Genomic DNA, 19,753 nt, shown 5'->3' with positions numbered 1-19,753 from the left:
TTCGGGCTCACGCGGCCCCCTGTAGGAGCGGCTTTAGCCGCGAACACCGGCAACGCCGGTGCCATACGCCGCGTCGCATGCTTCGCGGCTGAAGCCGCTCCTACAAGGAAGTGAGAGGCCTTTGATTGATATCAACACGCCGCGCATGGCCGCAGGCCATGATGCAGTGTGCATGACCGCAAGGATGCGAAACGATGAACCGATACGCCCCCAGAATCTTCGCCACCGCTTTGCTCCTGCTGCTGGCTGCAGCCGGTGGGCTGGGGTACTGGAAGTCGCTCCACGACCAGCTGCCCGAAGGCCTGAGCATGGGCAACGGCCGGCTCGAAGCCACCGAAGTGCAGATCGCCAGCAAGGTCCCCGGCCGCCTGGCCGAAGTGCTGGTCGATGAAGGCGACAAGGTCGCCCGCGGCCAGTTGCTGGCACGCATCGACACCCGCACCATGGAAGCCCAGCGCAACCAGGCCGAGGCCGAAGTGCTGCGCGCCCAGCAGAACTACGCCGCCGCCCAGGCCAGTGTGCAGCTGCGCCAGAGCGAATTGCTGCTGGCCAGCCAGGAACTCAAGCGCGTACGCGAAATCTTCCAGCGCAAATATGCCAGCCAACAGTTGCTCGACCAACAGCAGGCGCGTTTCGACACGGCCAACGCCGCCGTGGTCGCCGCCCGTGCCCAACTGGCAGCGATCAAGGCCGCCATCGGCGCTGCCGAAGCCCAGGTGGCCCAGCTCACCAGTGAAATCGACGACAGCAGCCTGCGCGCACCAATCGACGGCATCATCCAGCTGCGCCTGGCCGAGCCCGGCGAAGTGCTGGGCGCCGGCGGCCGCGTGCTGATGCTGATCGACCCCGGCGACCAGTACATGAACCTGTACCTGCCGGCCTCCACCAGTGGCCGGCTGACCGTGGGCGACCAGGCGCGCATCGTGCTCGACGCCCTGCCCGACCGCGCCCTGCCGGCCAAGGTGGCGTTTGTCGCAGCCAAGGCCCAGTTCACCCCGAAACAGGTGGAAACCCGCGACGAACGGCAGAAACTGGTGTTCCGGGTGAAACTGCGCCTGAGCGACCCCGGCGCCGTGCCGCAGGCCAAGCCGGGCATGCCCGGTGCCGGCTACGTGCGCACGGCTGAGGTGGACTGGCCGGCCAACCTGCAATGAACGCCCCGGCACTGCTGGCCGAGGGCATCAGCCACCGCTATGGCGACCTGGCGGCCCTGCACACGCTGGGCTTCAGCCTGCCAGCGGGCACCCGCTGCGCACTGATCGGCCCGGACGGTGCGGGCAAGTCGACCCTGCTGGGGCTGATTGCCGGGGTAAAACGCCTGCAACAGGGCGAGCTGCAGGTGCTGGGCGGCTCGATCCGGCAGCGCCGCCATCGCGCTGCGCTGTACCCGAAAGTGGCGTTCATGCCGCAAGGGCTGGGCAACAACCTTTACCCGGAACTGTCGATCAGCGAGAACATCCGCTTTTTCGCCACCCTGTTCGGCCTGGGCCGGCGCGAGTGCGAACAGCGCATGGCCAACCTGCTGCTGGCCACCGACCTGCAGCGCTTTGCCGAGCGCCCGGCGGGCAAGCTGTCGGGCGGCATGAAGCAGAAACTGGGCCTGTGTTGCGCGCTGATCCACGAGCCTGACCTGCTGATCCTCGATGAGCCCACCACGGGGGTCGACCCGCTGTCGCGGCGGCGCTTCTGGGAGCTGGTCGAGCACGTGCGCGTGCAGCGCCCGCAGTTGACCCTGCTGGTGGCCACCGCCTACATGGAAGAGGCCGAACAGTTCGAGCATTGCCTGATGCTCGATGGCGGCCGCCTGCTGGCTGCAGGCCCCAGCCATGAGCTGGCGGCCGTCACCGCCAGTGGCAAGCTGGACGACGCCTTCACCCACTACCAGGGCGCGGGCAAAACGCAACCTCAACCCCTGGCCATTCCGCCACGCCCGGCCACGGACGGCCCGGTCGCCATTGAGGCGCACGACCTGACCCTGCGCTTTGGCGACTTCACCGCGGTGAACAATGTCAGTTTCGCCATCGGCCGGGGGGAAATTTTCGGTTTCCTCGGTTCCAACGGTTGCGGCAAGACCACCACCATGAAGGTGCTCACTGGCCTGATGCCGGCCAGCGAGGGCATCGCCAGCCTGCTGGGGCGCCCGGTGGATGCCAGCGACCTGGCCACACGCAAGCGGGTCGGCTTCATGTCACAGAGTTTTTCGCTGTATGGCGAACTCAGTACCCGGCAGAACCTGGCCTTGCACGCCCGCCTGTTCGACCTGCCCAAAGCCGAAAGTGCCCAGCGCATCGACGAGTTGATCGAGCGCTTCGACCTCGCCGCGATCGCCGATCAGCCCTCCGGCGCCCTGCCCCTTGGCCTGCGTCAGCGCCTGTCACTGGCGGTGGCGGTGCTGCACCGCCCGGAAGTGCTGATCCTCGACGAGCCGACCTCGGGCGTCGACCCTGCCGCCCGTGACGACTTCTGGCGCTTGCTGGTGGAACTGTCCCGCGAGCAGGGCGTGACCATTTTCCTTTCCACCCACTTCATGAACGAAGCCCAGCGCTGCGACCGCATCTCGCTGATGCACGCCGGGCGCGTGCTGGCCTGCGATACACCAGATGCCCTGCAGCGCCAGTACCAGGGCGACACCCTCGAAGACGCGTTCGTGCGTTGCCTGGAGCACGCCCAGGAACTGGCGCCGCAAGCCACCGATACCCGCATGCTGGAACAGGCAGCCAGCGCCACGCCGCCGCTGCGCAAGGGCTTCAGCCTGCGCCGCCTGCTGGCGGTGGCCAGCCGCGAGGGCAAGGAGCTGCTGCGTGACAAGGTGCGCCTGGCCTTTGCCCTGCTGGGGGCGCTGTTCATGATGGTGATTTTCGGCTACGGCATTTCGCTGGACGTAGAAAACCTCGCCTTTGCCGTGTACGACCAGGACCAGAGCCCGCAAAGCCGCACCTACCTCGAAGCGTTCCGCGGCTCACGCTATTTCGCCGAACAGGCGCCCATCCGCGACAGCCGCGAGCTGCACCAGCGCCTGCAACGCTCGGAAATCAAACTGGCGCTGGAGATTCCACCCGGGTTTGGCCGCGACCTGTACGCCGGGCGCCAGCCGGTGGTGGCTGCCTGGCTTGACGGCGGCATGCCGTTCCGCGCCGAAACCACCCGCAACTATGTGGAGGCCGTGCACCAGGCCAACCTTGAGCAACTGGCCAAGGCCAGCCCGCAACCGCAGGCGCGCCAAGACCTGGTGCGCGTGGAAACACGCTTCCGCTACAACCAGGACGTGGTCAGCGTGAACGCCATTGGCCCGGGGGTGATGGCGCTGATCCTGGCCTTCATCCCGGCCATGCTCACGGCGCTGGGCATCGTTCGCGAGAAAGAGCTCGGCTCCATTACCAACTTTTACGCTACCCCCCTCACCCGCCTGGAATTCCTGCTGGGCAAGCAGATGCCCTACCTGGCCGTGAGCCTGGTCAACCTGGCGCTGCTGGTGGCAATGAACCGTTGGCTGTTCGCCGTGCCGCTCAAGGGCAGTGTGCTGGCCCTGGCCTGTGGCGGTGTGGCCTATCTTCTGGCAACCACCAGCCTGGGCCTGCTGATTTCGGCGTTCACCCGCACTCAGATCGCGGCCATTCTGGGTACCATGATCATCACCAGCCTGCCGACCATCCAGTTCTCCGGGCTGATCGTGCCCCGCTCGTCACTGGATGGCGCGGCAGCCCTGATGGGCCAGCTGTTCCCCGCGGGCTACTTCCTCGATATTGCGGTCGGCACTTTCACCAAGGCGCTGGGCCTGCGCGAATTGTGGCCGCAGTGCCTGACCCTGCTGGGCTTCTTTGCTGCGTTCACCGGCCTGAGCCTGGCCATGCTGAAAAAGCAGGAGCCCTGACATGTCGCGCCTGAACCACACCCTGCGCCTGGGCCTGAAAGAGCTGACCAGCCTGCGCCATGACAGCGTGCTGCTGCTGTTTTTGCTGTACGCCTTCAGCGTGGCCATCTACATGCCGGCCGCAGGCTCTGTGATCGGCGTGCACAACGCCAGCGTCGCGGTGGTGGACGAAGACCACAGCCTGCTCTCGCGCAAGCTCGGCGAAGCCCTGCAACCACCCGAGTTCCAGCCCGCCGTGCCGCTGGGCCCAGAGTACCTGGACCAGGCCATGGACAGCGGCCAGTACACCTTCGTCATCAACGTACCGGTGAACTTCCAGAGCGACCTGCTGGCCGGGCGCTCGCCAGAGCTGCAGATCAATGTCGATGCCACTGCCATGAGCCAGGCGTTCATGGGCGCCGGCTACATCGGTCGCATCTTCGAACGCGAGTTGCTCGACTACAGCCAGCGCAGCGACGCGCAAAGCCCGGTGCGGCTCAACCCCAAGGCGCTGTTCAACCCCAACCTGGAGGGTGGCTGGTTCCTGGCGGTGATCCAGATCGTCAACAACATCACCATCCTGGCGATCATCCTCACCGGCACCGCGCTGCTGCGCGAGCGTGAGCACGGCACCCTCGACCACCTGCTGGTGCTGCCGCTGACCGCGCTGGAAATCATGCTGGCGAAAATCGGCAGCAACGCCCTGGTGGTGGTGATCTGCACCTGGATTTCGCTGATAGTCGTGGTCAAGGGTGCCCTGGGGGTACCGCTGTCGGGCTCGATGGGGCTATTCCTGGCAGTGACCGCGCTTTACCTGTTCGCCAGCACCGCGCTGGGTATCTTCCTCGCCACCCTGGCACGCTCGACGCCACAGTTCGGCCTGCTGGCGATCCCGGTGATCATCCCGATGCTGTTGCTGTCGGGCGGCAGTACGCCGCTGGACAGCATGCCGCAGTGGCTGCAGTGGGTGATGCAGGGGTCGCCCTCGACGCACTTCGTCAGCCTGGGGGCAGCCATCCTGTTCCGCGACGCCGGGTGGACGGTGGTATGGCCGGATATCCTGGCGCTGGCGGCGATCGGCCTGGTGTTCTTCAGTGTGGCGCTGGCGCGGTTTCGCCGTAGCCTGGCGTCCTGACGACGTGCGAGATGCTGCCGCAGGCCAATTTGAAATCTGGTAAAAAAACAAAGGGCGCCTTTCGGCGCCCTACTCACAGACAGGTCAGCTTGTAATCGCCATATACCTGCCCGGCTCTGTAATTGCTGGTTGAGCCAGGATCCGCAGAGTCTTGCAAGCCCCTTACGGGAACAGGCTGATTATCACGTATCGGGCTCAACGCTGACAACAGGCTGCACTGTTGCCGGATGTGTGAAGCCTAGCGTAACGCCAACAGCAGCCCTCACGGCGGCGAAATGCTCTGGCTGCATCGTAAAGGTCATGTATTCCCGACCACCACCCTGTCGCGATCTGACCCGGCATCTGTCCAGCCTGGAGGTAGCAACCGTGTAGATCATGTCGCACTTGGCCCAGCAGGTCAGCGCCGGGCCAGGTAGATAGCTTGGCAGCGCAACGTGATGCCTTGCCATGTGATCAGGTGCGGTGGTGCTTAACGGGATTATCGTGACCAACTGACGATTTTGACTGTGCTTGCGAATTACGACGACGGGACGCACTTTGATCATCTCAGGCACTTGAAAGCCTGAAAAGTCGCACATCAGTACAGTCGCCTCTTTCGGCTGATACTTCAAAGGCATTGCCAAATGCTCTCGAGCAACTGAAGACCAGGCACAATTTAGCTCGGCCATGGCCCCAGAAACTGAAAACTGGCGGGCTTACAGGAAAGATAGAAAGGTCCTACAACTGGGGTGAGCCTGACTTATGTCCTGCTCACCCGCGAGGGACCTCACACGGTTTCGGGTCACTGCACGATCAGGTTGTTGAACAGCAAGTCCTCAACGATCGGCTTGCCCTCTTCCGCCTCCAGCACCTGCTGCACCTGCTTCAGGGCCTCTTGGCGCAGATGCTCCTTGGCCTCTACGTTGCTCATGCTGTCCGCCGTCTGCTGGGTGAACAGTGCCACCAGCTGGTTGCGGATCAGCGGTTCGTGGTGCTGCACCGCCTTGGCTGCTTCGTCGCCGGTTACGCGCAGGGCCACGTCGGCCTTGTACACGCGCAGCCGCGGGCCGCCGTCGAGGGCGTAGTTGCCGACAAAGGGCGGGCTCAGGCTGATATAGGCAACCTTGGGCGCCCCTTCCTTGGCTTCCTCAGCCATGGCCGCAGCCGGCAGCAACAGCGCCAGTACCATCAAGATCCACGCTTTCACGAATTCGCTCCTCAATACAGTTGGCGCCAGCTTACCCAGCATGCCGTTCAAACCCAAGCCCGGGCTTGGTTGCCACTTATGCCTGCACATCAGGGCGGGCCATGCTCGTTGACCCGCCAATCGGCCCTCCTACACTTATCGGCCACTACCCGCAAAGGAATAGCCCCGATGAAAGCTGTGTTGTGCAAAACCCTGGGCCCGGCGCGCAACCTGGTGCTGGAAGACGTGGCCAGCCCGCTGCCGAAGAAAAACGAGATCCTGCTGGACGTGCAGGCCGCCGGGGTCAATTTCCCCGACACCCTGATCATTGAAGGCAAGTACCAGTTCCAGCCACCGCTGCCGTTCTCTCCCGGTGGCGAAGCGGCAGGGGTGGTGGCTGCGGTGGGCGAAAAGGCCGGTGCCTTCAAGGTCGGCGACCGGGTCATGGCGCTTACCGGCTGGGGCGCCTTTGCCGAGCAGGTGGCGGTGCCGTTCTACAACGTGCTGCCCATTCCGGCGAGCATGGATTTCACCACCGCTGCGGCGTTCGGCATGACTTACGGCACCTCGATGCATGCGCTGCGCCAGCGTGGCCAGCTGCAAGCAGGCGAAACGCTGCTGGTATTGGGTGCGTCCGGCGGGGTCGGCCTGGCGGCAGTGGAGATCGGCAAGGCCATGGGCGCGCGGGTGATTGCCGCCGCCAGCAGTGCCGAGAAACTGGCCGTGGCCAAAGCGGCCGGGGCGGATGAGCTGATCGACTACAGCCAGGCCAGCTTGCGCGAAGAGATCAAGCGCCTGACCGGCGGCCAGGGCGTGGACGTGATCTACGACCCGGTCGGTGGCGAGCTGTTCGAGCAAGCTGTGCGCGGGCTGGCCTGGAACGGTCGATTGCTGGTGGTGGGGTTTGCCAGTGGCAGCATTCCACAGCTGGCAGCCAACCTGGTGTTGCTCAAGGGCGCCGCGGTGCTGGGGGTGTTCTGGGGGGCGTTTGCCCAGCGTCAGCCGGAGGACAATGCGGCCAACTTCAGGCAGCTGTTTGCCTGGCATGCCGAGGGCAAGTTGAAGCCGCTGGTGTCGCAGACATATCCACTGGGCGAGGCTGGGGCTGCCATCGAAAAGCTGGGGCAGCGGCAGGCTGTGGGTAAGTTGGTGGTGCTGGCCAGGTAAGGTTTCAGATCTTTATAGGCAGTGCTGGCCTCTTCGCGGGTAAACCCGCTCCTACAGGGATCGCATCGCCCACAAGGGTGCGCTGTACCTGTGTAGGAGCGGGTTTACCCGCGAAGAGGCCGGAACAGGTTATTCACACCTCGCGCAGGTTATGGCAACGGCGGAACCGCGCTTCGAGGTTGCGATCGGGCATCTGGTGACTGCGCAAGGCATTCAAAGTCTGCTCGACATAGTCGCGCGTGCTGCCATAGCGACCCTTGGCACTGGCCAGAATCTGGCTGAGCAAGGTGTCCGGCAGGTTGCCGGCATAGCACGGCAAATGCCGCTCCAGCACAAAGCCCAGGGCCTGCACCTTGCTACCATCGACCAACCGGCAATTGAGCCAGTGCGGCCTGTAAGCCGGGTACGGCATCTCGCGTTGCCACAGGGCCATCAGCGAGTCGTCCAGGTTGCTTTCATCCAGCCGGTAGGCAAAACCGCTGCAGGAGCCACCCCGGTCCAGGCCAAACACCAGGCCGGGGGTTTCCGGGGTGCCGCGATGTTCGTGTGACCACAAGTACAAACCACGGTGATAACCATGTACCCGCGCGCGCTGGCGTTCTACCGAATTACATTCCGGGCGCCAGATCAACGAACCATAGGCAAACAACCACACCGGGCCACCCTGATGCTGTGACATGGTCATCTGCATGGAGTTGTACAGTTGCTCGCGGGTCAGTTGCTGACCGAAGTCGAGCGAAGGGGGGTAAGTAACTTTCCAGGACGAACTTTCAAGTGTCGACATAAGCTGCCGCCATAATTCCCTGTGTACTACACACGTAGCGCAAATCGCTCAAGGCAGACGCACTGGGCTGCCTGCACTGGCCCTTTCGCGGGCAAGCCCGCTCCTACAAGGGGTGTCATGACAGGTAAATTAAGGCAGACCGGTGCGTTAGCTCAAGTATATGTCGAAATTTTCATCGGGCATTCCGACGATTGGGAATTATTATTTCGCAGCGCGTGAAAGTTACTGGCCAAGGCGGTAACAATTACCGCCTTATACCCACACTTGCAAACTTCGGTTATTAGCCGCGCGGTGCGTAGGCGAATACATCGGCACGCATGCGGTGCGCATCCATGCCGGCTTCGACCAGGGCGTCGAGGGTGGCGTAGACCATGTTTGGCGAGCCACTGGCATACACATGCACCGTATTGAGGTCGGCAATGTCTTCGCAAACGGCTTCATGCAGCATGCCGCAGCGGCCTTCCCACCCGCACAGGTCACTGACCACCTGGTGCAGGAACAGGTTGGGCAGGCGCTGCCATTCGTCCCAGTGCTCAATCTGGTAGAAGTCCTCGGGCCGGCGCACGCCCCAGTACAGGTGTACCGGGTGCTTGAAGCCCTTGGCCCGGCAATGCTCGACCAGGCTGTGCATCTGGCCCATGCCGGTGCCGGCGGCAATCAATACCAGCGGCCCATCGGGCAGCTCGGCCAGGTGGGTGTCGCCAAACGGCATTTCGATGCGCGCCAGGCCGTCGCGCTTCAGCTGGTCTATCAGCTGCACAGCACTGGGCTCACGCGCCAGCACATGCAGCTCCAGCTCGCGCCCGGCATGCGGCGCGGAAGCCAGCGAAAAGGCCGCCTGCTTGCCGCCTTCACGCTCAATCATCAGGTATTGCCCGGCGTGGTAACGCAGCGGCTTGCCGGCTGGCGCGCGCAAACGCACCCGCCACACGTCGCCACCGACGTCGACGCACTCACTGACGCTGCACGCCAGCTTGCGTACTGGCAGCTCGCCCAGGGCGAGCACACCGTCCCAGAGCAACACGCAGTCCTCCAGCGGTTCGGCAATGCAGGTAAACAACTCGCCATGGTCGCGGACTTCGCCGTCCTGGCGTACCCGGCCTTCGACCAACAACGCGGCGCAGACATGGCAATTGCCATTGCGGCAGCTGTTTGGGCAGTCATAGCCCAGCCGCCGCGCTCCATCCAGGATCCGTTCCCCGGGTTCGAGCGCCAGCACCGCCCCGGACGGCTGCAACGTTACCTGCATCAATCTATTCCCAACTGATCCCACAGCTCATCGATACGGCGGGTGACGGCTTCGTCCTTGACGATGACCCGTCCCCATTCGCGTGTAGTCTCGCCCGGCCACTTGTGCGTGGCATCCAGGCCCATCTTCGACCCCAGCCCCGATACCGGCGACGCAAAGTCGAGGTAGTCAATCGGGGTGTTGTCGATCATCACCGTATCACGCTTGGGGTCCATGCGTGTGGTAATGGCCCAGATCACATCGTTCCAGTCACGGGCGTTGATATCGTCATCGGTGACAATAACGAACTTGGTGTACATGAACTGTCGCAGGAACGACCACACACCCAGCATCACGCGCTTGGCATGGCCCGGGTACTGCTTTTTCATGGTTACCACCGCCATGCGGTACGAACAGCCTTCCGGCGGCAGGTAGAAGTCGGTGATTTCCGGGAACTGCTTCTGCAGGATCGGCACGAACACTTCGTTCAGCGCTACCCCGAGAATGGCCGGCTCATCAGGCGGGCGGCCGGTGTAGGTGCTGTGGTAGATCGGTTTTTGCCGGTGGGTGATGCGCTCGACGGTGAACACCGGGAAGCTGTCCACCTCGTTGTAGTAGCCGGTGTGGTCACCATACGGGCCTTCCGGGGCCATTTCGCCCGGGTGGATCACACCTTCCAGAATGATTTCGGCCGTGGCCGGCACCTGCAGGTTGTTGCCACGGCACTTGACCAGCTCGGTGCGGTTGCCACGCAGCAAGCCGGCAAAGGCGTATTCGGAGAGGGTGTCCGGCACCGGGGTCACGGCACCGAGGATGGTTGCCGGGTCGGCGCCCAGGGCCACGGCGACCGGGAACGGCTGGCCGGGGTTTTTCTCGCACCATTCGCGGTAATCGAGGGCGCCGCCACGGTGGCTGAGCCAACGCATGATGACCTTGTTGCGGCCGATCACCTGTTGACGGTAGATGCCCAGGTTCTGGCGATCCTTGTTCGGGCCGCGGGTCACGGTCAGGCCCCAGGTGATCAACGGCGCCACGTCGCCGGGCCAGCAATGCTGGATCGGCAGCGCGCCGAGGTCGACGTCATCACCCTCGACCACCACTTCCTGGCACACCGCGTCCTTGACCACTTTCGGCGCCATCGACACGACTTTCTTGAAGATCGGCAGCTTGGACCAGGCGTCCTTCAGGCCCTTCGGTGGCTCAGGCTCCTTGAGAAAGGCCAGCAGCTTGCCGATTTCGCGCAGTTCATCGACCGACTCCGCGCCCATGCCCATGGCCACGCGTTCCGGCGTGCCGAACAGGTTGCCGAGCACCGGGATGTCGAAGCCGGTGGGCTTTTCGAACAGCAACGCCGGGCCCTTGGCACGCAGGGTGCGGTCGCACACCTCGGTCATTTCCAGGACGGGAGAGATCGGAACCTGGATGCGCTTGAGCTCGCCGCGCTGTTCCAGGCCACGGATGAAGTCGCGCAAGTCGCGATACTGCATGCAGGAGCCTCGTGTTGGCCGTATCGGTCGGGGTGCAGAGTGTAGCGCCGTTCGGGCTTTGTTTGGGGGCAAAAATGCATTGGGGCCGCTTCGCGCCCCATCGCGACGCAAGGCCGCTCCTACAGGGAATGCGTAATCCTGTAGGAGCGGCCTTGCGTCGCGATGGGCTGCGAAGCAGCCCCAATCAATCCCGGTTTGAAACGCTTATTTGCGCTTCATCGACAGGAAGAACTCGTCGTTGGTCTTGGTCTGCTTGAGCTTGTCGACCAGGAACTCGATGGCGGCGATTTCGTCCATCGGGTGCAGCAGCTTGCGCAGGATCCACATGCGCTGCAGTTCGTCGTCGGCGGTCAGCAGCTCTTCGCGGCGGGTGCCGGAGCGGTTGATGTTGATGGCCGGGAACACGCGCTTTTCAGCGATGCGGCGGTCCAGCGGCAGCTCCATGTTGCCGGTACCCTTGAACTCTTCGTAGATCACTTCGTCCATCTTCGAGCCGGTTTCGACCAGCGCGGTGGCGATGATGGTCAACGAACCGCCTTCCTCGATGTTACGCGCAGCACCGAAGAAGCGCTTCGGCTTCTCCAGGGCGTGGGCGTCGACACCACCGGTCAGCACCTTTCCGGAGCTCGGGATCACGGTGTTGTAGGCACGCGCGAGACGGGTGATGGAGTCCAGCAGGATAACCACGTCCTTCTTGTGCTCGACCAGGCGCTTGGCCTTCTCGATCACCATTTCGGCAACCTGCACGTGGCGGGTTGGCGGTTCGTCGAAGGTAGAGGCAACCACTTCGCCGCGCACGGTGCGCTGCATTTCGGTGACTTCTTCCGGGCGCTCGTCGATCAGCAGGACGATCAGGTGGCACTCGGGGTTGTTACGGGTGATGTTCGCCGCGATGTTCTGCAGCATGATCGTCTTACCGGCTTTCGGCGGGGCAACAATCAGGCCACGCTGGCCTTTGCCGATCGGGGCGCACAGGTCGATGACGCGACCGGTCAAGTCCTCGGTGGAGCCGTTACCGGCTTCCATCTTCAGGCGCTTGTTCGGGAACAGCGGCGTCAGGTTTTCGAACAGGATCTTGTTCTTCGCGTTTTCCGGGCGGTCGAAGTTGATGGTGTCAACCTTCAGCAGCGCGAAGTAACGCTCCCCTTCCTTCGGTGGGCGGATCTTGCCGACGATGGTGTCGCCGGTGCGCAGGTTGAAACGGCGGATCTGGCTAGGCGAGACGTAGATATCGTCTGGGCCGGCCAGGTAGGACGCATCAGCGGAACGCAGGAAACCGAAACCATCCTGGAGAATCTCCAGCACGCCGTCACCGGAGATCTCTTCGCCGCTTTTCGCGTGCTTTTTCAGCAGGGCGAAAATCACGTCCTGTTTGCGCGAACGGGCCATGTTTTCGATGCCCATCTGTTCGGCCATTTCCAAAAGATCGGTAATCGGCTTTTGCTTGAGTTCAGTCAGGTTCATAAGGGGAGTGACGTAATCATGTAAGAAGGGAGAATTAAGCTTTGGCTTAATGAAGCCGCGCCGCTAGATGGCGACAGGATCGCGTACTGATTCGAATTAGGGATGCTTCGGCGACGGCGTGTAGAGGGCACTGGAAAAGCAGTGCGAGGCCGAATGTAACACTTGCTTTTTTCGACGTCTAGTGGTTTTGGCCGGGTAAATTGTACCCTGTGGGAGCGGGTTTACCCGCGAAGGCGGCAGCAGGTTCGGCATCGAATTCGCGGGCAAACCCGCTCCCACAGGCCCTTCGGGCAAAAAAAAGCCCCGCGTTTGCGGGGCTTTTCGCATTACAGGTGGGCGTCGAGGAACGCGGCCAGCTGCGATTTCGACAGTGCGCCAACCTTGGTGGCTTCGACGTTGCCGTTCTTGAACAGCATCAAGGTCGGAATGCCACGCACGCCGTGCTTGGCCGGGGTTTCCTGGTTTTCGTCGATGTTCAGCTTGGCGACGGTCAGTTTGCCCTCGTAGGTGGAGGCGATGTCGTCCAGTACCGGAGCGATCATCTTGCATGGACCGCACCATTCAGCCCAGTAGTCGACCAGTACCGCGCCTTCGGCCTTCAGGACTTCGGCTTCGAAGGTAGCGTCGGTGACGTGTTTGATCAGATCGCTGCTCATGGAAATCTCCAGGGTCGTAAGCAAAAAAACGTGGCCCATGATAGCCGCACCCACGCCCGACAGGAAGCCGCGGACGATTGAGTGTAACTATAGTTGTGCAAGACGCCGCGAATCGAAACTGTCACACAAGTGTCATAGCATCGAATGGCACATTGCCTTGCATCAACGCCTGGTGTGTCACGCGTTGGCGACAGCCTGCTATCGTGGCACGATTGCCGGGTTAACGACCGAGAACAACCAGATCATGCCGCATACCATCGCGAAGAACCTGTCCCTGATCGCCGCCATCGACCTTGGCTCCAACAGTTTTCACATGGTCGTGGCCAAGGCCCACCATACCGAAATCCGCATTCTCGAGCGGCTCGGCGAGAAGGTTCAGCTTGCCGCCGGCATCGACGAAAACCGCAAACTCAGTGAAGAGGCGATGGAACGGGGCCTGGATTGCCTCAAGCGCTTTTCCCAACTGATCAACGGCATGCCATCAGGCGCCGTGCGCATCGTCGGTACCAACGCCCTGCGCGAAGCGCGCAACCGCAACGAATTCATCCAGCGCGCCGAGGCCATCCTCGGCCACCCGGTGGAGGTCATTTCCGGCCGTGAAGAGGCGCGCCTGATTTACCTGGGCGTCTCCCACACCCTGGCCGACACCCCCGGCAAACGCCTGGTCGCCGACATCGGCGGCGGCAGTACCGAGTTCATCATCGGCCAGCGCTTCGAGCCGCTGCTGCGCGAGAGCCTGCAAATGGGCTGCGTCAGCTTCACCCAGCGCTACTTCCGCGACGGCAAGATAACCCCGGCGCGCTACGCACAGGCCTATACCGCCGCGCGCCTGGAGCTGATGAGCATCGAGAACGCCCTGCACCGCCTGACCTGGGACGAGGCCATCGGCTCGTCCGGTACCATTCGTGCCATTGGCGCTGCGATCAAGGCTGGCGGCCTGGGCAACGGCGAGGTCAACGCCGAAGGCCTGGCCTGGGTCAAACGCAAGATGTTCAAGCTGGGCGAAGTCGACAAGATCGACTTCGACGGGGTCAAGCCAGACCGCCGCACCATCTTCCCGGCCGGCATGGCGATTCTCGAAGCCATCTTCGATGCCCTGGAACTGCAGCGCATGGACCACTGCGACGGCGCCCTGCGAGAAGGCGTGCTGTTCGACCTGCTCGGCCGCCATCACCACGAGGACGTGCGCGAACGCACCCTGAACTCGCTGATGGAGCGCTACCACGTCGACCAAGGCCAGGCAGCACGTGTCGAGCGCAAGGCCTTGCATGCCTTCGACCAGGTCGCAGACGCCTGGCAGCTTAAAGGTGGGAACTGGCGCGATCTGCTGGGTTGGGCCGCGAAAGTGCACGAAATCGGCCTGGATATCGCCCACTATCACTACCACAAGCACGGCGCCTACCTGATCGAGCACTCCGACCTGTCGGGCTTCTCCCGCGAGGACCAGCAGATGATGGCCTTGCTGGTGCGCGGCCACCGCCGCAACATCCCCAAGGACAAGTTCGCCGAGCTGGGTGAAGAAGGCGTGAAACTGCTGCGCCTGTGCGTGCTGCTTCGCTTCGCCATCCTGTTCCACCACATCCGTGGCAACCAGCAGATGCCGAAAGTAGAACTCAAGGCTGCCGATGACAGCCTCGATATCGCCTTCCCTGAAGGCTGGCTGGAACAGAACCAGCTGACCCAGGCCGACTTCGCCAACGAGGCGGAGTGGCTGGCCCGGGTCGGCTTCGTCCTCAGCGTACGTTGAGGACCGGGTTGCTCAGGCGCTCCAGCAGGGTCGCCTGGGCACTGCGCGGGTTCTGGTTGCCGGTCGGGGTGCTGCGCACGTAGCGCCCGTCTGGCTGCAAGGTCCAGGCGTGGGTGTTGTCGGTCAGGTAGCCTTCCAGCTCCTTCTTCACCCGCAGCAACAGCTTCTTGCCTTCTACCGGGAAGCAGGTCTCCACGCGCTTGTCGAGGTTGCGCTCCATCCAGTCGGCACTGGACAGGTAGATTTGCTCTTCGCCGCCATTGAGGAAGTAGAACACCCGCGTGTGCTCCAGGAAGCGGCCGATGATAGAGCGCACCTGGATATTGTGCGAAACCCCCGGAATGCCTGGGCGCAGGCAGCACATACCGCGCACCACCAGATCGATCTTCACGCCCGACTGGCTGGCCTTGTACAGCGCCTTGATGACCTTGGCATCGGTCAGCGAGTTGAACTTGGCGATGATGTGCGCCGGCTTGCCCTCGAGGGCAAACTGGGTTTCGCGCGCGATCATGTCGAGCATGCCCTTTTTCAGGGTGAACGGCGCGTGCAGCAGCTTCTTCATGCGCAGGGTCTTGCCCATGCCGATCAGCTGGCTGAACAGCTTGCCGACGTCCTCGGTAAGGGCGTCGTCAGAGGTCAGCAGGCTGTAGTCGGTGTACAGGCGGGCGTTGCCGGCGTGGTAGTTGCCGGTACCCAGGTGCGCATAACGCACGATTTCGCCCTGTTCGCGGCGCAGGATCAGCATCATCTTGGCGTGGGTCTTGAAACCGACCACGCCGTAGATCACCACCGCACCGGCCGCTTGCAGGCGGCTGGCCATTTGCAGGTTGGATTCTTCGTCGAAGCGCGCACGCAGCTCGATCACCGCGGTGACCTCCTTGCCGTTACGCGCCGCGTCCACCAGGGCGTCGACGATTTCCGAGTTGGCCCCGGAACGGTACAGGGTCTGGCGCACAGCGAGTACATGCGGGTCCTTGGCGGCCTGGCGCAGCAGGTCTACCACCGGGGTGAAGGACTCGAACGGGTGCATCAGCAGGATGTCCTGCTTGCTGATCACACTGAAGATGTTGTCGGCGTTCTGCAGCAGCTTGGGAATCGCCGGAGTGAACGGCGTGTACTGCAGCTCGGGGTGGCTGTCCAGGCCGGTGATGCTGAACAGGCGGGTGAGGTTGACCGGGCCATTGACCTGGTAAAGCTCGCTTTCGCTGAGGCTGAACTGCTTGAGCAGGTAGTCCGACAGGTGTTTCGGGCAGGTGTCGGCCACTTCCAGGCGCACGGCATCGCCGTAACGGCGCGAGAACAGCTCGCCACGCAGGGCGCGGGCCAGGTCGTCGACCTCTTCGGAATCCAGCGCCAGGTCGGCGTTACGGGTCAGGCGGAACTGGTAGCAGCCCTTCACCTTCATGCCCTGGAACAGGTCGTCGGCGTGCGCGTGGATCATCGAAGACAGGAACACGTAGTTGGCACCCGGGCCACCTACCTCTTCCGGCACGCGAATCACCCGTGGCAGCAGGCGCGGGGCCGGGATGATCGCCAGGCCCGAATCCCGACCGAAGGCGTCGACACCTTCAAGCTCGACGATGAAGTTCAGGCTCTTGTTCACCAGCAACGGGAACGGGTGCGTCGGGTCGAGGCCGATCGGGGTGATGATCGGGGCGATTTCGTCGCGGAAATAACGGCGTACCCAGGTCTTGAGCTTGGGTGTCCAGTAACGGCGGCGAATAAAGCGGATCTGGTGCTTTTCCAGCTCTGGCAGCAAGACGTCGTTGAGGATCGCGTACTGGCGCTCAACCTCAAAGTGCACCAGCTCGCTGATGCGCGCCAGCGCCTGGTGCGGCTGCAGGCCATCGGCACCGGCCTGTTCGCGGGCAAAATTGATCTGCTTCTTCAGGCCCGCGACACGGATTTCAAAGAACTCGTCGAGGTTGCTGGAGAAGATCAGCAGAAACTTCAGGCGCTCGAGCAGCGGGTAGTTCTCGTCCAGCGCCTGCTCCAGCACGCGAATGTTGAACTGCAACTGCGAAAGCTCGCGATGAATGTACAGGCTGCTGTCGTCGAGACCGGGCACGTTCATGACCGGGGCGGGTGCCGGGGCCGGAGCCACGGGTTCGGCCGCCTCCTCCGCTACAGGCTCGGGGGCAGCTTCCGGCGTTGGCGTCGGCAAGTCTGGCGGGGTTTGCACCATCTCTTCGGGAAGCTCTTGAGCCTCCTTGATCGCGACAGGGGTGAGCACTTCATTATTCATCTGGCGTTCCTGAGGACGTTAATGCCCTATCATCAATTGAGCGGCAAGATAAGCGCCCATTATGACGCCTGTGTTACACACCAGGGCAAGCCGCAGGATGTGGCCCTTCGCATTGTCCGCGTAGGAATTGTTCACGTCGAGACACATTTGGACACTTTCACGAACGCGCGCGAAGGGGTAGGCTGCGCGTTCATTTCGCCAGCACCTCAGAAAATGCTTCAACAATTCCTGCAGGATTTCGGCTACTTCGCCCTTTTTCTAGGCACCTTCTTTGAAGGCGAGACCATTCTGGTGCTTGCGGGGTTTCTTGCGTTCCGCGGTTACATGGACATCAAGCTGGTGTGCCTGGTGGCGTTCTTCGGCAGCTATGCCGGCGACCAGCTGTGGTACTTCATGGGCCGTCGCCATGGGCGCAGGATTCTGGCGCGCAAACCGCGCTGGCAGGCCATGGGTGACCGGGCGCTGGACCACATCCGCCGCCACCCCGACATCTGGGTGCTGAGTTTCCGCTTTGTCTATGGCCTGCGTACGGTCATGCCGGTGGCGATTGGCCTGTCGGGCTACCCCCCGCGCCGTTACCTGCTGCTGAACGGCATTGGGGCGGCGATCTGGGCCATTGCCCTGGGTGCGGCTGCCTATCACTTCGGCGCCATCCTCGAAGGCCTGCTGGGCAACGTGAAGCGCTACGAGCTTTGGGTGCTCGGCGGCCTGTTGGCGCTGGGCGCCCTACTGTGGCTGCGCCGGCGCTTTCGCACCCTGCGCGCGGAGCGCAAGGCGGCAAACCAGGCCCAGGCCGATGAGGCTGAGCAGGCTGTAAGCCACGAGCAGCAACCACCCCAGCGGCGTGACCACCGCTAAGCCCAAGGCGCCGGCCAGGTACAGCGCCGGCGCGTTCAGCAACAGCCGCGTCAACTCCAGCCGTACTGCCCAGCGCCGGTTCTCCAGCAACGCGCCCAGCACGAACAAGCCAAACGCCATCAGCGACCAGCCGAGCACCAGCGCGGCGCCGGGCACCCGCTCGGCCACGTCCATCAGGTAACTGCCCAACGCCACGTAAACCACGAACTGCGCCGCCACATAGGCTTGTTGCGCGCGGCCCAGGGTAACCTCGAACTTGCGGAACAGCGCCAGGTCCTGTTTAGCCTGCGGGTAGCGTGCGGCCACGTCATCCGGGCGCCAGCCGGTAGGCATGAACCAGATGCGCAGCTTGTCCCACAGGTTGGCAGTGCGTCGGGCGTCGTGCCAGAGCTGGGCATAAAACTGCAGGTTGGCCCACAGCGGGTTCCAGCTGGCCAGCGGCGTGGTGACCCCGAACACCACCGGTTCAGCCGGGTCTTCTTCCTTGAAGGTGCCGAACAGGCGGTCCCAGAGAATGAACACACCGCCGTAGTTGCGATCCAAGTAAGCAGGGTTTTGCGCATGGTGGACGCGATGGTTGGATGGCGTGATCAGCACCCACTCAAGCCAGCCGAGCTTGGGGATGTGCCGGGTATGCACCCAGAACTGGTACAGCAGGTTGAGCGAGGCCACGGTAATGAACACCAGCGGCGGCACGCCCAGCACTGCCAGCGGCAGATAGAAGATCCACGAGAAGATGAAACCGCTGCTGGTCTGGCGCAATGCGGTAGTGAGGTTGTATTCCTCGCTCTGATGATGCACCGAGTGCGCCGCCCACAGCACATTGCGCTCATGGCCCAGGCGGTGCAGCCAGTAGTAGCAGAAGTCGTACAAGACAAAGGCCGCCAGCCACACCCACCAGGCGTGTGCCGGCAACCGCAGCAGCGCCACGTGCTCGAAGGCCAGCGCGTAGGTAATCAGCCCTACCCCTTTGGTCAGCAACCCGGTACTGGTCGACAGCGCGCCGGTACTCAGGCTGTTGATCGAGTCGGCCAGGGTGAAGTTGCGCTGGCCACGCACGCGGTCGGCCACCAGCTCGACGGCAATCAGCACGAAGAAGAACGGCACGGCCAGCAATATCAGGTCCATGAGCATGACCTCAGGCGGTATCCAACAAGATTAGGCCGCGCCTGCGGGAAACCCTATGGCGACATCTGCCAAACTAGAGGACATTTAGCGCCTCGACACTGGAGTAACGAGCATGACAAAAAAAGTAGCGGTGATTCTTTCCGGCTGTGGCGTGTATGACGGCGCCGAAATCCACGAAAGCGTGATCACCCTGCTGCGCCTCGACCAGCGCGGTGCGCAGGTGCAGTGCTTTGCGCCGAACATTGCGCAGATGCATGTGATCAACCACCTGACTGGCGAAGAAATGCCCGAGTCGCGCAATGTGCTGGTGGAATCGGCGCGCATTGCCCGCGGCGAGGTCAAGGACATCCGCGAGGCCAAGGCCGAAGACTTCGATGCGCTGATCGTGCCGGGTGGCTTTGGGGCGGCGAAGAACCTGTCCAACTTTGCCGTGGAAGGCGCCAACTGCAGCGTCAACCCGGACGTACTGGCCTTGGCCGAAGCCTTTGCCGATGCCTGCAAGCCGGTTGGCCTGATCTGCATTTCGCCGGCACTGGCGGCGAAGATCTACGGGCCGGGGGTGGTCTGCACCATTGGTAGCGACGCTGGCACTGCGGCGGCAGTGGTGAAGATGGGCGGCACCCATGAAGAATGCGACGTGCACGACATTGTCGAAGATACCCAACGCAAGCTGGTGACTACCCCGGCTTACATGGAGGCCAAGTCGATCAGCGAGGCGGCTGGTGGCATCTACAAGCTGGTGGACCGGGTGCTGGAGCTGACCCACGAATAGGTAGCTGCATGCACGTCCTGTGTAGGAGCGGGGGGGGGGGGGGGGGGGGGGGGGGGGGGGGGGGGGG

Annotated in this window: 15 protein-coding genes and 1 pseudogene; 7 read left to right on the top strand and 9 right to left on the bottom strand. The window is 63.0% G+C overall.

The genetic code is table 11. The annotated features are described in order from the left end of the window. Positions 1–194 precede the first annotated feature (194 nt). The 3 genes from IAE39_RS08315 to IAE39_RS08305 are packed head-to-tail and all read left to right on the top strand — an operon-like array spanning position 195 to position 4,985. Positions 195–1,154 carry an HlyD family secretion protein gene (locus tag IAE39_RS08315; RefSeq protein ID WP_201201149.1) on the top strand — a complete coding sequence of 320 codons (960 nt, stop codon included), beginning with the start codon at positions 195–197 and terminating at the stop codon, positions 1,152–1,154. Further along, the gene (gene rbbA / locus IAE39_RS08310) at positions 1,151–3,871 is read left to right on the top strand and encodes a ribosome-associated ATPase/putative transporter RbbA (protein WP_201201148.1); all 2,721 of its coding nucleotides are present in this window, start codon (positions 1,151–1,153) and stop codon (positions 3,869–3,871) included. Before IAE39_RS08315 ends, rbbA begins: the two co-directional genes overlap by 4 nt. Before the next feature lies 1 nt (position 3,872). Further along, positions 3,873–4,985 (top strand): ABC transporter permease, encoded by a 1,113-nt coding sequence (locus IAE39_RS08305; protein WP_201201147.1) that lies wholly within the window; start codon positions 3,873–3,875, stop codon positions 4,983–4,985. 182 nt (positions 4,986–5,167) lie between these two features. Here the strand turns inward: IAE39_RS08305 and IAE39_RS08300 are convergent, their stop codons facing one another. Together IAE39_RS08300 and IAE39_RS08295 are read right to left on the bottom strand one after the other, a co-directional pair. Beyond that, entirely contained in the window at positions 5,168–5,653 is a 486-nt protein-coding gene (locus tag IAE39_RS08300; RefSeq protein WP_236548472.1) for a type II toxin-antitoxin system PemK/MazF family toxin, read from the bottom strand. Between the two features lie 113 nt (positions 5,654–5,766). Continuing rightward, a complete protein-coding gene (locus IAE39_RS08295; RefSeq protein WP_201201145.1) occupies positions 5,767–6,171 on the bottom strand; it encodes a flagellar basal body-associated protein FliL in 405 nt (134 codons plus the stop codon). 168 nt (positions 6,172–6,339) lie between these two features. Between IAE39_RS08295 and IAE39_RS08290 the strand changes: the two genes are divergently transcribed. Continuing rightward, positions 6,340–7,317: an NADPH:quinone oxidoreductase family protein gene (locus IAE39_RS08290; protein ID WP_201201143.1), complete on the top strand. Its 978-nt coding sequence runs from the start codon at positions 6,340–6,342 to the stop codon at positions 7,315–7,317. Positions 7,318–7,450: 133 nt separating this feature from the next. Here IAE39_RS08290 and IAE39_RS08285 read toward each other — a convergent pair whose 3' ends face one another. From IAE39_RS08285 to trxA, 5 genes are all read right to left on the bottom strand, one after another. Beyond that, positions 7,451–8,101, bottom strand: a complete 651-nt coding sequence (locus IAE39_RS08285; protein ID WP_201201141.1) for a gamma-glutamylcyclotransferase — start codon at positions 8,099–8,101, stop codon at positions 7,451–7,453. A gap of 280 nt (positions 8,102–8,381) precedes the next feature. Then, positions 8,382–9,350, bottom strand: coding sequence for a CDP-6-deoxy-delta-3,4-glucoseen reductase (locus IAE39_RS08280; protein WP_201201139.1), 969 nt, complete (start codon positions 9,348–9,350; stop codon positions 8,382–8,384). Next, positions 9,350–10,816, bottom strand: a complete 1,467-nt coding sequence (gene ubiD / locus IAE39_RS08275) for a 4-hydroxy-3-polyprenylbenzoate decarboxylase (protein ID WP_201201137.1) — start codon at positions 10,814–10,816, stop codon at positions 9,350–9,352. The genes IAE39_RS08280 and ubiD overlap by 1 nt, the downstream gene beginning before the upstream one ends. Positions 10,817–11,020: 204 nt before the next feature. Continuing rightward, the gene (gene rho, locus IAE39_RS08270) at positions 11,021–12,280 is read right to left on the bottom strand and encodes a transcription termination factor Rho (protein WP_003253661.1); all 1,260 of its coding nucleotides are present in this window, start codon (positions 12,278–12,280) and stop codon (positions 11,021–11,023) included. 326 nt (positions 12,281–12,606) lie between these two features. Further along, entirely contained in the window at positions 12,607–12,936 is a 330-nt protein-coding gene (gene trxA / locus IAE39_RS08265) for a thioredoxin TrxA (protein WP_201201135.1), read from the bottom strand. Between the two features lie 244 nt (positions 12,937–13,180). Between trxA and ppx the strand changes: the two genes are divergently transcribed. After that, a complete protein-coding gene (gene ppx / locus IAE39_RS08260) occupies positions 13,181–14,683 on the top strand; it encodes an exopolyphosphatase (RefSeq protein WP_201201133.1) in 1,503 nt (500 codons plus the stop codon). Here the strand turns inward: ppx and ppk1 are convergent. Continuing rightward, positions 14,670–16,928 (bottom strand): polyphosphate kinase 1, encoded by a 2,259-nt coding sequence (gene ppk1, locus IAE39_RS08255; protein WP_201201131.1) that lies wholly within the window; start codon positions 16,926–16,928, stop codon positions 14,670–14,672. The genes ppx and ppk1 overlap by 14 nt on opposite strands. Before the next feature lie 213 nt (positions 16,929–17,141). Here ppk1 and IAE39_RS08250 point away from each other — a divergent pair, with 213 nt between their 5' ends. Further along, positions 17,142–17,786, top strand: coding sequence for a DedA family protein (locus IAE39_RS08250; protein ID WP_201201123.1), 645 nt, complete (start codon positions 17,142–17,144; stop codon positions 17,784–17,786). Positions 17,787–18,287: 501 nt separating this feature from the next. On the opposite strand, the pseudogene IAE39_RS29625 reads toward IAE39_RS08250, so the two are convergent. Continuing rightward, positions 18,288–18,914: pseudogene (locus tag IAE39_RS29625) on the bottom strand (sterol desaturase family protein); the annotation flags it as partial. A gap of 112 nt (positions 18,915–19,026) precedes the next feature. Between IAE39_RS29625 and elbB the strand changes: the two are divergent. Further along, on the top strand, positions 19,027–19,686 hold the full coding sequence (gene elbB, locus IAE39_RS08240) for an isoprenoid biosynthesis glyoxalase ElbB (protein WP_201201121.1): 660 nt from the start codon (positions 19,027–19,029) through the stop codon (positions 19,684–19,686). The last annotated feature ends 67 nt before the right edge of the window (positions 19,687–19,753 follow it).

It is taken from the genome of Pseudomonas sp. S37, assembly GCF_016658545.1.
GTDB lineage: Bacteria > Pseudomonadota > Gammaproteobacteria > Pseudomonadales > Pseudomonadaceae > Aquipseudomonas.
The sequence above is the reverse complement of the archived record's forward strand: the minus strand, read 5'-3'. Positions and strand labels throughout refer to the sequence as shown.